General features: G+C 64.0%; 12 protein-coding genes. 5 read left to right on the top strand and 7 right to left on the bottom strand.

Annotated features, from left to right (window positions below; all coding sequences use genetic code 11):
- Positions 1-29: 29 nt before the first annotated feature.
- Both LGH70_RS02340 and LGH70_RS02335 read left to right on the top strand, forming a co-directional pair.
- Complete coding sequence (locus LGH70_RS02340) at positions 30-1,010, top strand: ABC transporter ATP-binding protein (RefSeq protein WP_226182292.1); 981 nt, start codon at positions 30-32, stop codon at positions 1,008-1,010.
- Between the two features lie 120 nt (positions 1,011-1,130).
- On the top strand, positions 1,131-2,762 hold the full coding sequence (locus LGH70_RS02335) for an amidohydrolase (protein WP_226182290.1): 1,632 nt from the start codon (positions 1,131-1,133) through the stop codon (positions 2,760-2,762).
- A 162-nt stretch (positions 2,763-2,924) separates the two neighbouring features.
- Here LGH70_RS02335 and LGH70_RS02330 read toward each other — a convergent pair whose 3' ends face one another.
- Complete coding sequence (locus LGH70_RS02330) at positions 2,925-3,359, bottom strand: hypothetical protein (RefSeq protein WP_226182288.1); 435 nt, start codon at positions 3,357-3,359, stop codon at positions 2,925-2,927.
- A 110-nt stretch (positions 3,360-3,469) separates the two neighbouring features.
- Entirely contained in the window at positions 3,470-4,018 is a 549-nt protein-coding gene (locus LGH70_RS02325) for a GNAT family N-acetyltransferase (RefSeq protein WP_226182286.1), read from the bottom strand.
- A 224-nt stretch (positions 4,019-4,242) separates the two neighbouring features.
- Here LGH70_RS02325 and LGH70_RS02320 point away from each other — a divergent pair, with 224 nt between their 5' ends.
- Both LGH70_RS02320 and LGH70_RS02315 read left to right on the top strand, forming a co-directional pair.
- Entirely contained in the window at positions 4,243-5,334 is a 1,092-nt protein-coding gene (locus LGH70_RS02320) for an SDR family NAD(P)-dependent oxidoreductase (RefSeq protein ID WP_226182284.1), read from the top strand.
- Between the two features lie 441 nt (positions 5,335-5,775).
- Complete coding sequence (locus tag LGH70_RS02315; RefSeq protein WP_226182282.1) at positions 5,776-8,169, top strand: T9SS type A sorting domain-containing protein; 2,394 nt, start codon at positions 5,776-5,778, stop codon at positions 8,167-8,169.
- Positions 8,170-8,266: 97 nt separating this feature from the next.
- Here LGH70_RS02315 and LGH70_RS02310 read toward each other — a convergent pair whose 3' ends face one another.
- The 5 genes from LGH70_RS02310 to LGH70_RS02290 all read right to left on the bottom strand — a co-directional run bounded on the left by LGH70_RS02310 (position 8,267) and on the right by LGH70_RS02290 (position 12,434).
- Positions 8,267-9,769: a tail fiber domain-containing protein gene (locus tag LGH70_RS02310; protein WP_226182280.1), complete on the bottom strand. Its 1,503-nt coding sequence runs from the start codon at positions 9,767-9,769 to the stop codon at positions 8,267-8,269.
- Between the two features lie 235 nt (positions 9,770-10,004).
- Complete coding sequence (locus tag LGH70_RS02305) at positions 10,005-10,625, bottom strand: OmpA family protein (protein ID WP_226182278.1); 621 nt, start codon at positions 10,623-10,625, stop codon at positions 10,005-10,007.
- Positions 10,622-11,191: a hypothetical protein gene (locus LGH70_RS02300; protein WP_226182276.1), complete on the bottom strand. Its 570-nt coding sequence runs from the start codon at positions 11,189-11,191 to the stop codon at positions 10,622-10,624. Before LGH70_RS02300 ends, LGH70_RS02305 begins: the two co-directional genes overlap by 4 nt.
- Positions 11,192-11,333: 142 nt before the next feature.
- A complete protein-coding gene (locus LGH70_RS02295; RefSeq protein WP_226182274.1) occupies positions 11,334-11,726 on the bottom strand; it encodes a RidA family protein in 393 nt (130 codons plus the stop codon).
- 144 nt (positions 11,727-11,870) lie between these two features.
- Positions 11,871-12,434 (bottom strand): Crp/Fnr family transcriptional regulator, encoded by a 564-nt coding sequence (locus LGH70_RS02290; protein ID WP_226182272.1) that lies wholly within the window; start codon positions 12,432-12,434, stop codon positions 11,871-11,873.
- Here LGH70_RS02290 and LGH70_RS02285 point away from each other — a divergent pair.
- On the top strand, positions 12,433-12,771 hold the full coding sequence (locus tag LGH70_RS02285) for a hypothetical protein (RefSeq protein WP_226182270.1): 339 nt from the start codon (positions 12,433-12,435) through the stop codon (positions 12,769-12,771). The two genes, LGH70_RS02290 and LGH70_RS02285, sit on opposite strands and share 2 nt — an antisense overlap.
- Positions 12,772-12,830 lie beyond the last annotated feature (59 nt).

Raw genomic sequence — 12,830 nt, 5'->3', positions numbered from 1 at the left:
CGGTTCACTTTTTCACGGCTACGGCGGGTATGAGTTGGTTAAGCGTTTCGGAAATAGCCCTGCAGGAAAGAGGAAACACGGTTTTAGCGCCCATCAGCTTCACGCAGCGGCAGTTTCAGAAGCTGGCTATTGCGGGCGAAACCGGAGCCGGCAAAAGCACGCTGCTCCAGATTATTGCCGGCCTCACCCAGCCTACGGCCGGCACCGTGCACTTCGAAAACCGCCGCGTAAAGGGCCCCGTCGAAGTCCTGATTCCCGGGCACCCGGGCATTGCCTACCTCTCCCAGCACTATGAGCTGCCCCATTCCCTGCGCGTGGAGCAGGTATTGCGCTACGCCGACAAGCTGGCCCCCGGCGCCGCCGAGCAGCTGTACGCCGTGTGCCGCATCGGCCACCTGAGCACACGCCGCACCGACCAGCTCTCGGGCGGGGAGCGGCAGCGCATTGCCCTAGCCCGCCTGCTACTCTCGTCGCCACGCCTGCTGTTGCTCGACGAGCCGTACTCCAACCTGGACCGGGTGCACCGGCAGGTGCTCAAGTCCGTGATTCACGATATCAGCGAGCAGCTGGGCATCACTTGCCTGCTGATTTCCCACGATCCGGCCGATACGTTGTCGTGGGCCGAGGAAATCATAGTGCTGCGGCAGGGGCAAGTGGTGCAATGCGGCACGCCCGCGCAGGTGTACCGGCAGCCCGTGGACGAGTACACCGCCGGCCTGTTTGGCGACTACAACCTGGTGAGCGGGAAGCTGGCTACGGCTCTGGCCACCGCGGCGGGCGTCAGCAAAAAGCGCCGGCCCATGCTGGTGCGGCCCGAAAACTTCCGGCTGGCAGCCGCCGGGACCGGGGCGGCCGGCACGGTGCAGGAAGTCCGGTTTTTTGGCAGCTACTCCGAAGTGCTGGTGCGGGTGCTAAGCGCCGATATTACCGTGAAAACGGCGGAGGCCGCCTTTACGCCCGGCCAGAGCGTGGCCGTCACCGTCGCGGCCGACGGCATCTGGTATCTGTAAGGAGCATCGGAACGGTCCTGCGGCCTCGGGCTTGGAATATCTGACTGTTAAAATATTATCTTCCTTCCCGGAAGCCGCAACGCCGCAGCTTCGCGCCGGGCCGTTGGAGGAGCCCCCTGGATGAAACAAGTGCTGCTGGGTGTCGGAATACTGGTGGGGCTGGCACTCGGGGCCAGGGCGCAAAGCGGGCAGGCGCCGGATATCGTGCTGCTCAACGGGCAGGTGTTTACGGCCGACGCGGCGCGCCCCACGGCCCAGGCCCTGGCTATTTGGGGGGAGCGAATCGTAGCGGTGGGCACTACGGCGGAAATAGCCCGGCTGGCGGGGCCCGGCACGCGCCGCATCGACGTGCAGGGCCGCGTCGTCACGCCCGGCTTCAACGAAGCCCACAACCATTTTGCCCCCTGGCCCACCGGCACGCAGCTGGCTTTCAAGACGATGGAGCCCACCTGGGCCGAAACCCGGCAGGCACTGCAGGAAGCCGCCCGCAAAGCCCCGCCCGGCACCTGGATTTTTGGCAGTGTGGGCGCTACCGTAGTGCTCGATACCACGGTGAACCGCGCCGCGCTGGATGCACTGGTCTCCACTCACCCGGTTATGCTGAGTGCTTACTACGGGCATCTGCGCATCATCAACAGCGCGGCCATGCCCTTGCTCAAGATTGGCAACGAAGAGCCCGACCCGCTGGGCGGCACCTTCGAGCGGGTGCGGGGCTCCCGCCAGATCAACGGCCGGCTGCGCGAGTACGCCGAGTGGGGCCCCGACCCTATGCTGCTGGCCCAGGTGCCCGATTCGGCCGTTATTCGGGAGCTGCGGGCGCTGGCGGCCCAGGCGGCGGGCTTTGGCATTACCACCGTGCAGCTGTTTACTTCCATGCCCATTGCGCGCTTTGCCCGGCTGGCGCAGCAAGCCAACCTGCCGCTGCGGATTCATGCCCGGCCCTTTGCCACTACCACCGCTCAGGGGCGGCAAACCACGGAGCAGCGCCAGCTGAGCAAGCTGCCGGCGTACGGCCCGAAAGTGCGGGTAAGCGGGCTGAAATGGGTGCTCGATGCCACGCCCTACGAGCGGGGCGCGGCCCTGCGCTACGACTACCTCGACCAACCCGGCTGGCGTGGGCAGCTCAACTTCAGTGCGGCCGAAGTGGCCAAAATCGTGCAGGAAGGCCTGAGCTGGAAGCAGCCCCTGCTGTTTCACTGCGCCGGCGACCGGGCGGCCGAGCAGGTGCTGACCACGCTGGAGAGCTACGGCCCGAAGGTGAGCTGGCCGCAGCAGCGCGTACGCATCGAGCACGGCGACGGGGTAGTAGATGACCTGCTGCCGCGGGCCAAAAAGCTGGGCGTGGTCGTGGTGCAGAACCCTACGCACTTCACCGAGCCCGAGCTGTTTCACCGGCGCTGGAAAACGAGCATGCAGCCGCTCCGCTCCCTGCTGACGGCAGGCGTGCCCCTGGCCCTGGGCTCGGACGGGCCGCTGAATCCGTTTCTGAATATTATGCTGGCCAGCATCACGCCCTCTAACCCCGCCGAGGCCATTACCCGGCAGCAGGCCGTACAGGCCTACACGGCCGGTTCGGCCTTCGCCGAGTTTGCGGAAAAAGACAAGGGCTCCATCACCGCCGGCAAGCTGGCCGACGTGGCCGTGCTGTCGCAGGATATTTTCGCGCTGCCCCCGCCGGAGCTGCCCAAAACCACCAGCGTACTGACCATTCTGGGCGGCAAAGTGGTGCACGACGCCAAAGCGCTGAAGTAAGCTAAGCCCAACCGGCAGCGACCCGGGTTTGCCAAGGTCGCCGAAGGCATTCCGAAGATGCTTCGGGTATACGAAACGCTCTGCCAGCACTAAAAAAAAGCCCCGCCAGTTACTTGGCGGGGCTTTTTTTAGTGCTGCTGGCCTCAGCTACACGCGGAATGCTTAGCGCGAATAGGTGCTTTTTATCGTGGTACGGCCCCCGGCGCCCACCTCGTAGGAGAGGCGCGTGGTGAGGCTATGTTCCCGCAGCTCGATAAGGGAGTAGGGCCTATACACCACTTGACCGCCCGCGTTGTGGCGCGTAATGACGGTGCTGTCGGTGGGGCGGGTATAGCTGTAGGGCTCCCGAAACCCGGTAGTATTCGTGAAAGCCCAGGCGGTATCTGTTATTTCGAGGTGGTTGCGATATCCGGTCAGTACCTCCGTAAGTTCCTGCGAACTGCCCTGGGCGTCGGTGGTTTTTATGGTCTGCTTATCGAGCTGCCAAGTGCCGCGCAGGTCGGCCGGCTTCTTATCAATCTTTTCTTTTTTACAGGCACCGAGCAGCAGAAAACCCAGTGGGACAAGCGCCAGCCGGCGAATAGGAAGAGGGGACATTGGGGTAGGATAGGGGGGAATATGGGTGATAAACGCGGCAAGGTAAGGCCAACGTATGCGCCGCCCGGCCCGGCTGACGAAAAGCCCACGGGTTACGGGCCAATAACCGGCTAATAGAGTACCGTTACCCGCGCTTTGTCATACAGCCTCAGCCAGTCGCGCCGCAGGATGGCGTAGAGGTACTCATCCTCAAACTCACCCGCGTCGTTCAAACCCGATTCGCGCATGACGCCCTCCAACTCAAAGCCCGGAGTCTTCTCAATCGAGCGTTTCGACGACAGGTTACTCACGCGACAGCCAGTGGCGACGCGGTTCAGGCCCAGCAGCTCGAAGGCCAGGTAGAACAGGTGGGGCTTGCTGCGCGGCGTAATGCCGCGGCCGCGCATATGCTGGAATATATCGGCCCCGGTAGAGCCGGCCCGCTCTTCCCAGCTGTCGACGGTAAGCAGAGCCAGGCCGGCCAGCTCGGTTCCCAGCCGGGAGTAAAAGCCAAAATTGGTCCGCTGGCCCTGCTCATAGCGGGGCCGGTAGTTGCGAAACAGCTCCTCCAGCATAGCCCGGGAGTCGGGGAAACCCTGAAACAGCGCGAAGATTTCCGGCAGGTTGTCCTCGTCTATCAGGTGCAGGGTAATGTCGTCGGAATGCAGGGCCTTGAACATCGGAGCAGGGGCGAAAAGTGGTACACGGCAAGCATTCCGAAGATAAGCGGTAAGGGCGAGCGGGCGGCCACTCAGGTGGGGCGAAGCCACCGAGCCGCCCTGGTCGTCGGTATATTTTTCCGGCTGGGCTAACCCGCAAAAAGGCCGAATAGAGCAAGCTGGGCTATATCCCGGGCATTGGTGGGGCCGTATGGTCAGGACTACCGGCTTCTAATCCTTGCCTTATGCGTGCTACCCTACTTTATGCCCAACCCGGCACTACTACCGGCGTGTTTTATCGGAGCGGCCGGCGCCGTACTTCCTGCTTTGCCTGGCTGGCCTGGCTGCTGCTTGGGTTTGGCCTCGGGGGCTGTGCTACGGCGAAACCCGGCCGCGCCATTCAGCAGCAGGTGCAGGGCAAAACCTACGTCATCATCGGGGCCTCCAGCGGCTTTGGGCGCGGCATGGCCGAGCAGCTGGGCACCATGAAGGCCAACGTGGTGCTGGCGGCCCGCCGCACGGAAGTGCTGGAAGAAGTAGCCACCAAAGTCAGGGCGGCCGGGGGCAATGCCCTGGTCGTCACCACCGATATCAGCCAGCCCGACCAGGTGCAGCGCCTGGCCGATGCCGCCCTGAAGCAGTACGGCCGCGTGGATGTGTGGGTAAACGACGCGGGCGTAGGGGGTATCGGCCGGTTCTGGGAAATTCCGCTGGCCGACTACTCCCGCCTGATTGACGTCAACTACAAGGGCGTCGTGTACGGCAGTCAGGTGGCCCTTAAGATCTTCCAGGCCCAGAAAAGCGGCACGCTCATAAATTTGGGCTCGGTGGAAAGCGAAGTGCCCCTGGCTTACCACGCCGTGTACGCGGGCACCAAGGCCGCCATCCGCAACATGGATCAGGCCCTGAACAATGAGCTTCGCCTGAGCGGCTACAAAAACATTCAGGTGGTCACCATCGAGCCCTGGGCCGTGGATACGCCCTTTTGGGGCCATGCGGCCAACTACAGCGGCGGCACTCCCCGCATGGCCGCCATGGACCCGCCCAGCAAGGTGGTAAATGCCATGGTGCGCTCCTCGGTGCGGCCCCGGCAGGAGCTACCGGTAGGCTGGAAAGCCCGCGGCTCTTTCTTTTCCCACAACGTGCTGCCCCATTCCACCGAGCGGCTATCGGCCAACATAGCCCACCGCTACCAGATCAAAACCGCGCCGCCGGCCCCGCCAACCTCTGGCTCCGTGCAGCAGCCGCTGCCCACGGGCCGAGGCGTAGATGATGGTGTCCGGCAGCGCATCAAAGCTGAAAACCGCCAGCACAAGCAGCAAAAAGCCGGTCAGTAGAGAGGGTCATGCAATGTAGTATTGAGTGCGTAGCGCCCCGGCCATTGGGTGGGGCGTTTTCGTGTGGGCATGGGTGTTGCTGCCGGTAGTAAGCCGGGTGGCTGCTAAGCAGATAAAAGAAAGTTTCGGGGGCGGATGGTATCCAAACGTTTCCACAAACGATTCCGGTACTTTCATTTTCCGCGGTCTGTCAAAACCGGTAAATCCGCTCAGGGCCCTTCCTATCTTCCGACATAAATGGCCTTCCCAGCGTGCTAAAGCATATCTGGGGTGGGCAGCGCGTGGCTGGCGCCGTGGGCCGTCCGGGAGTATAATCACCCGAAAACGTTTGCGGACAATTGCATCCGGTTGCCGTCCGCAGAAAGCCCTGCCCTAGCCGCGTCAGCCCGCTTTTTCACCCGGTTCTACTGTTCCGTTTCACTATACCCTTTCAATTCCCCAATGAAAACAAGAACTACCCTGCTAACGCTCCTGCTGAACGGCCTCAGTCTGGGCCTGTTTGCGCAGATTCCGCTGGTGTACTCGTCCGAAAACACCGGGGCCAGCTGCGCGGCTCCGGCTTTGCCCACTTTCGCCCAGCTGCCCGTCGTCGAGCCGCTCCCCGACCCCTTTATGTGGTCGGATGGGCGCGGGCGCTCCACCAGCTTCAGCGACTGGGAGTGCCGCCGCAACGAAATCAGGGCCGAGGTGGAGCGGTATGAAATCGGGACCAAGCCCGCCAAGCCCCAGAACATTACGGCCAGCTACGCGGCGGGCGTCCTCACGGTGAACGTGACGGTGAACGGCCAGACGCTCACGCTCACCTCGCAGGTTTCGCTGCCCACGGGCAGCGGCCCGTTCCCGGCCATCATCGGTATGAACAGCGCCAACGGCAGCGTGCCGGCCGATATTTTCACCAGCCGCAACATTGCCCGCATCACCTTCAGCCACAACCAGGTGACGACGTACGGCAACCCCCTGATTACCGACCCCTACTACCGCCTCTACCCCGACCAGAACCTCGACAACGCGGGCCAGTACAGCGCCTGGGCCTGGGGCGTGAGCCGCCTCATCGATGGCCTGGCGCTGGTGCAGGCAAGCCTGCCCATCGACATGAGCCACCTGGGCGTAACCGGGTGCTCCTACGCCGGCAAGATGGCTCTTTTCTCCGGCGCGTTTGATGAGCGCATTGCCCTGACCATCGCCCAGGAATCGGGTGGGGGCGGGGCCCCGGCCTGGCGCGTGTCCGAAACCCTGGGCGCGGTAGAAAAGCTGGGTGCCACGGATTACCGCTGGTTCAAGGACGACATGAAGCAGTTTGAGAATGCCAACGTGGCCAAGCTGCCCCACGACCACCACGAGCTGATGGCCATGATTGCGCCCCGCGCTCTGCTGGTGACGGCCAACACCGACTTCGAGTGGCTGGCCAACCCGTCGGCCTACGTATCGGCCCGGGCCGCGCACGAGGTGTGGAAGGCGTTTGGCATAGGCGACCGGTTCGGCTTCTATATCGACGGGGGCCACGGCCACTGCGCCATTCCCGCCTCCCAGCAGCCGGCCGTAGCCGCGTTTGTCGACAAGTTTCTGCTCGGCAATACCACCGTCAATACCAACATTACCACCCACCCTTACCCGGCTCTGGACTACCAGCGCTGGTACCGCTGGTGGGGCACCAACACGCCCATTCTGCCCGCCGAGCCACTGGGCAAGCGCATCTGGATGGAAACCGAATGCGCCACCGTAGGCTCCAACTGGGACATCGTAGCCGACGCGGAAGCCTCGAATGGCCGCTATGTGCGGGTGAAATCGGGTTTGAGCAGCCCCACCACCGCCCCCACGGGTGCTACTGCCGCCGTGGTGATGCCCTTCACCATCGACAGCGCCGCCACCTATAATATCGTGGCCCGGCAGAGCGTGCCCACCGGGGAGGAGTATGGCTACTGGCTGAAAATCGACGAGGGACCGTTCCAGGCGGTAAGCAGCCAGCTGGTCGGCAATGGCGGCTTCGAAAGCGGCCTGACCGGCTGGACTACCCTGAACACGACCGGCGCTACCATTACCGCCAACACGGTGGCCGCCGAGGCCCACACCGGAACCGGCTCGATGAAGGTGGTGAACCCCACTGCCCAGCCCGGCAACCAGTGGCGCGTGCAGGTTACCAGCGCGGCCTTCCCTACCACCGTCGGCAAGCAGTACACCATTTCGTACTGGGTGCGGGCCGCGGCCCCCGGTGGTTCCATTCGCCTTTCCACCGGGCCTTCGGGCGCCCAGTACCAGGCCGACCAAACCATCGGCACGGCGTGGCAGCAGGTTTCCTGGACCATCACGGCCGGGGTAGCCTCCACCACCTTTCTGTTTGACATGGGCCAGGTCGCCAACACGTATTACATCGACGATGCCAGCGTGAAGGAAGTGAATACCACCAGCGGCTGGGGCTGGACCAAGCTGCGGGATGCCGTACTGCCGGTCGGCCCGCACACGCTGACCATCGCCTACAACGCCGGCGGCGGGGCCAAGCTCGATAAGCTGGTGCTGGCTACCTCCATGGCCTCCATCAGTGGCTTGGGCGGCACGGCCCCTACCTGCGCCGTTACGGCCAACGCCACCAGCGTGGCCGACAGCGGCATCGATGTGTATCCCAACCCGGCCACCAGCAAAATCAACATCCGGCTGGGCGCCAACCCGCTCCACGTAAAAACCATTGACGTAGTGGACGTGACCGGCCGGGTGATGGCACGGGTGCCGGTGGGCAAGCAAACCACGCTCAGCATTGCCAGTGACAAGCTCAAACCGGGCGTCTACATCGTGCGCTTCCACGGCGACGATACCCGGGCCCAACGAGTCGTGATTCAATAGCACGCCTCCGAGCTAAACCAAAAAAGCCCCGAATCGGGGCTTTTTTTTGTGCTAGCATTTCCGGTGCCAACGCCCGGTGGCCACCGTAGCTACTGACCTAGCGCTGGGCTTTAGCAGTAGGAGCCAAGGCTTGCTGAAGCTGGTGGAGCTGCTGCTGCAGGCTTTGCAGGGCGGCGTGGTCGGCTTGCTGGGCGGCCCGGGCCTGCTCGGCGCGCTGGGTCTGGGTGCTGAGCTGGGCGTGCAGCTCCTTGAGGGCCTCCAGCAGCACGGGCGTCAGCTGGGCGTAGTTCACGGCCTTGTAGCCCTGGGCATCGGTACTGACCAGCTCGGGGTACACTTTCTCGATTTCCTGGGCCAGCACGCCTACCTGCTCGGCTCCGGCGGTGCCGCCGTGCTGCACGCCCAGCGCATTCCACTGGTAGCGTACTCCACGCAGGGCCAGTACGGTGGCCAGGGCTCCGCCCAGCGGCCGGATGTTCTGCTTGAAGCGCACATCGGAAGCTGATACGTTGTTGCCGCGAATCACGCCGGCCACGTCGAGCTTATAGCCCGGGTTGGTAGTGCCCACGCCCACGTTGCCCGTGGCCTGGTCCCAACTCATCACGGCCACCGGCCCGCCGCCCTGCAGACGGTCGAGCACGAGGCGGTCGGCGGTTATGCCGCCTTCGCTGCCGCCGGTGTTGTGGCGCAGGTTCCAGCCGTAGTTCAGGTCGTTTTCGCGGAAGCGCAGCACGGCCCCGTTGGCGTTGTCATTGGTGTTGGAGTGCAGCAGCAGGCTGGGGGTGGCCAGGTCACCGATTTCCACCTCGCCCCCGTCGGCCGTCAGTTTGTAGGGCCCCAGGTTGAAGTTGCCCCCGGCGGCCGTGATGGGCTGCCACTTGCCGTTGCCCACCCCGTCGGAGGTGAGGACCCGGCCCGCGGCCTGCGTGCCGTCGACGATGCGGATGGCCGCGTTGGCATTGACGTAGCCGGGGTGGCCGGCCAGGCCCACCCAACGCAGGGGCTGGCCCGGCCGGCCCGCCGTAAAGATGCCGCCCCAGCCCTCGGAGCGGTAGGCGTGGCCCCACACGGCGTAGTCGATATCCAAATTGTAGGGGCCCGTGCCGTAGCCCGAGAGCATCGTGCGGGTGTAGTTGCGGCCGTAGAGGCTGCGCGTCATCAGGGCCACACTCTTGCTGGGCACTAGGGAGCGAACTTCCACCTGGGCTATGGAGTCGCCGAGGGCTGCGGTGGCAATGCCTTGCAGGCGCTTGTTGTTCAGGTCCAGGGTTTGGGTGGCGACGTGGTTGCCCAGGTTGTCGGCGGCGCCACTGCGGGTTTTGTCGGGAATAAAGAGCCAGCTGCCGCTCATGGCGTACCAGAAACCGGCGCGGCCGTTGGTCTGGAACACCATCAGCCCGTCGGGCGGGGTGCTGATGCCCACGCGGGTGACGGAGTCCATGCGCGGAATGAGCAGGCCCTTGCCCGAGGCATCCAGGTCGAGAATGGCTTTGTCGTGGGGCGTGCCGGCCGTGCCGATCCGGACCCCGCCGGGCGTGGTTTGGGCCGCGGCAGTAGTCGCGACGCTTAGCGCCAGCAGTAAAGAGTAGCGTGTTTTCATCAGGAGAAGGACGGGATAAGGGAATATAGCTGCGCGAAGATACTAGGCTGATTTATAGGCTGTATCTGGCCCCCAAAAATTGTTGGGGCGGGTAGTCGGCCGGCCTCTGCCGCAGCGCCCGGTTTCCTGTTGAGGCGTTCCGTGGTTGGATCAGCCCTGAAAAACAAAAACGCCCCCGGCCGGATGGTCGGGGGCGTGGACTAACACCAGCGGCACGGCTGGTAAGGCAGACTAATCAGGAGATGATAACTTCTACGCGGCGGTTTTGCTGACGGCCTTCGGGGTTGTCGGAGCCGTCGGTGCGGGTGTTGGGTGCTACCGGGTTAGCTTCCCCGAAGCCCTGCACCTGAAACTGACCGGCGGCCCCGGCCTGGTGCTGGGTAAGCCAGTCGGCAATGGCCTGGGCCCGGCGCCGCGACAAGGACAGGTTGTAAGCATCGTCGCCTTTGGCATCAGTGTAGCCGTTGATAACGACCCGGCTTTTGCGGTACTCCTGCACTACCTGCGCCAGCTTTTCCAGCGTGGGCGTAGCCGCGGGTTTGATGTCGGCCTTGTCGAAGTCGAAGAGTACGTCGGCGTCGAAGTTGATGACCAGCCCCATATCGGTCATCTTCCCGCCCAGGTCGCTGGCCGCACCGGATAGGTCGCTGACTTGGCCGGTGAGCTTCTGCCCCTGGTCGGGGCGGGCGGTAGCGGGAGTAGCGGCCGGGGCCGGGGCGGCGGCTCCTACGGGCGCATTGCCGGTGCCGGTCAGGGGCTGGCCGGCTTCGGGTACGGTAGCGGCGGGCTGCTGCTCGGAGCAGGCCGCTACCAGCAGGGCCAGCAGCGGCCCGGCCAGGCGGAGGGCGCGGCTCATCGTTGGATGGCGATGCCGTCGAAGGAGCCCATACCGGGTAAGCTCAGCGAAATGGTAGTGCTGGTGGCGGGGGGAGCCGGAAACCGGAAGCTCATGATACCCGGACCGGATTTGCGGGCATCGGCGGCTACGCTTTTCTTGCTGTAATCGAGTGGTAGCGCCATATACAGGCCCGACTGGTCTTTGAGCACGTTGTATTTGCGCGAGGTAGCATCGTCGATGTAGGAAATCTGGTCGATGTCGGCGCGGACGGTTTCAGAATTGGAATCGGCATTTGGTGGCAAGGCAGCCTGCAGCTCCACGGTCAGAATGTCGCCGATAACGCGTGCTTTGGTAAGGGCTATCTGGGTGCCTTTGGGACCGGGCTGGGTAGCCAGGGCAGGCGTGGCGGGCGGAACCGGGGCCGCGGCTTCAGCCCGCTCTACCCCGGCCGGAGCAGTGGTGGTAGCGGCCGGGGCCTCGGTGGGGGGCGGAGCAGCGGTAGTGGTGGTTTCGGCCGTCTTTTCCTGGCTGCAGGCCGCTAGGCTCAGGGCGAAGGCGCTGGCTATCAGAAGGTGCTTAGGCATAGGAATAGAATGTGGTGGAGCTTACCGATACGGTGCCGCGCCACCCGGGGTTAGGCGTCGGGCACCGCTCATAGCCTGCCACGCCCCCAACTACAGGCCCGGCATGCCGCCATGCCTTGGGTAGTTGGGGCTGGCCAGTACCTTACCGCACCACTGTTGCTTCCAGCTCGACTTTCAGGGAGCCGTAGGCCAGCACGGGCACTTCCAGCAGGGTGCTGGCCTGCTGCATGCCGTGGCGGGCTACCCAGGCAGTAAACACGTCGAAGCAGGTGAACAGCTCGGCGGCCGAGGTGGTGTACACGTTCAGGCGCACGATGTCGCGGCACTGGTAGCCGGCAGCTTCGATGACCTCCTCCAGGTTGGCTATTACCTGCAGCAGCTGACTGCGCATATCGGCGGTGCTGACCTGCCCCTGGGCGTCGATGGCGGCCTGCCCGGCGCAGTAGAGGGTGGCGGCGGGCTGAATTACTTCCACGGCCTGGGCGTAGCCTACTTTCTCCTGCCACTGCCAGGGATTTACGATTCGCTTTTCCATGTGTGTTGCTTGCGAAGGGTGAGCAACGGCTCCACTAGGTATGGGCGGCCGTCTGAGTTTGACCCTGCAAAGGTGGGGCAGCTCCCGGCCCGCCGCGCGTGACCTACCGCACAAGTATCCGGTGACCTACATCACACCGGTGGGCTAGGCCGAGAGCCGACTCAGCGTCTCGCGCGACACGCCCAGGTAGGCCGCCAACAGGGTTTTGGGCACCCGCTGCACCAGGGCCGGGTGCTGGGCCAGAAGCTGCTCATAGCGCTGCCGGGCCGAAGTGGTGAGCAGGGACAGGATGCGCTGCTGGGCGGCCATGGAGCCTAATGTGGCTTTGTGCAGGAAGAAACGCTCCAGCTTGGGCAGGGCGGCGCAGAGCCGGTGGTAGTCGGGCAGGGTCAGGCAGAACACTGCCGTATCCTCCAGGCACTCCAACGCCAGGGAAGCCGGCGTTTGGGTGTGGTAGGCCCGAAAGTCACTTTCCCACCAGTCTTCCATGGCAAACGAGAGGATGTGCTGCTTACCCGCCTCGTCGGTATGCACCAGCTTCAGCAGCCCCGATACCACGTAGTAGGCGCAGGGCACGGGGTGGCCTTCCTGAATCAGAAACTGGTGTTTGCGAAATCGGCGGCCGCTGAAGTGCGACAGGGCCAGCGCAAATTCCTCGTCGGTGAGCGGCACGACTTGCTCCAGATGCTCCCGTAGTTGTTGCTCCATGTGTTGCGCGGCTCATAAACCAGGCCGGCAAGGTAGCGACGCCCCGCCGAAACTGCCGGCGCCGGATACGTTTCAGTGGAGTCCTTTCCAGCGCGGCACCGACTATTTCGAGCCGGCCACCAAGGAGTTTATGCGCAACTACCGGGTGCAGAACATCGAAGGGCTGGTCGAACAGCTGCGGGCCTGCAGCATCACCCGCTTCGACTACGGCAAATTCGTGCATATCCTGGACGCTGATTACCTCCGCCAGTTGCCGATACTGCCGCCCGCGCCTGGCCCTGTTAGCGGCCTGCCGCCGCAGTCGGGTGGCCCGTCGGTTATTTTAGGCAAGGAGTAGCAAGCGGCCTGCTTACCTTTGGCCGCGGTAGCCGTTAGCTACGCCCCTTACCTATCCCT

This window comes from Hymenobacter nitidus (genome assembly GCF_020447315.1).
Taxonomy (GTDB): Bacteria; Bacteroidota; Bacteroidia; order Cytophagales; family Hymenobacteraceae; genus Hymenobacter; species Hymenobacter nitidus.
This window is presented reverse-complemented; position numbering and strand designations above follow the sequence as displayed.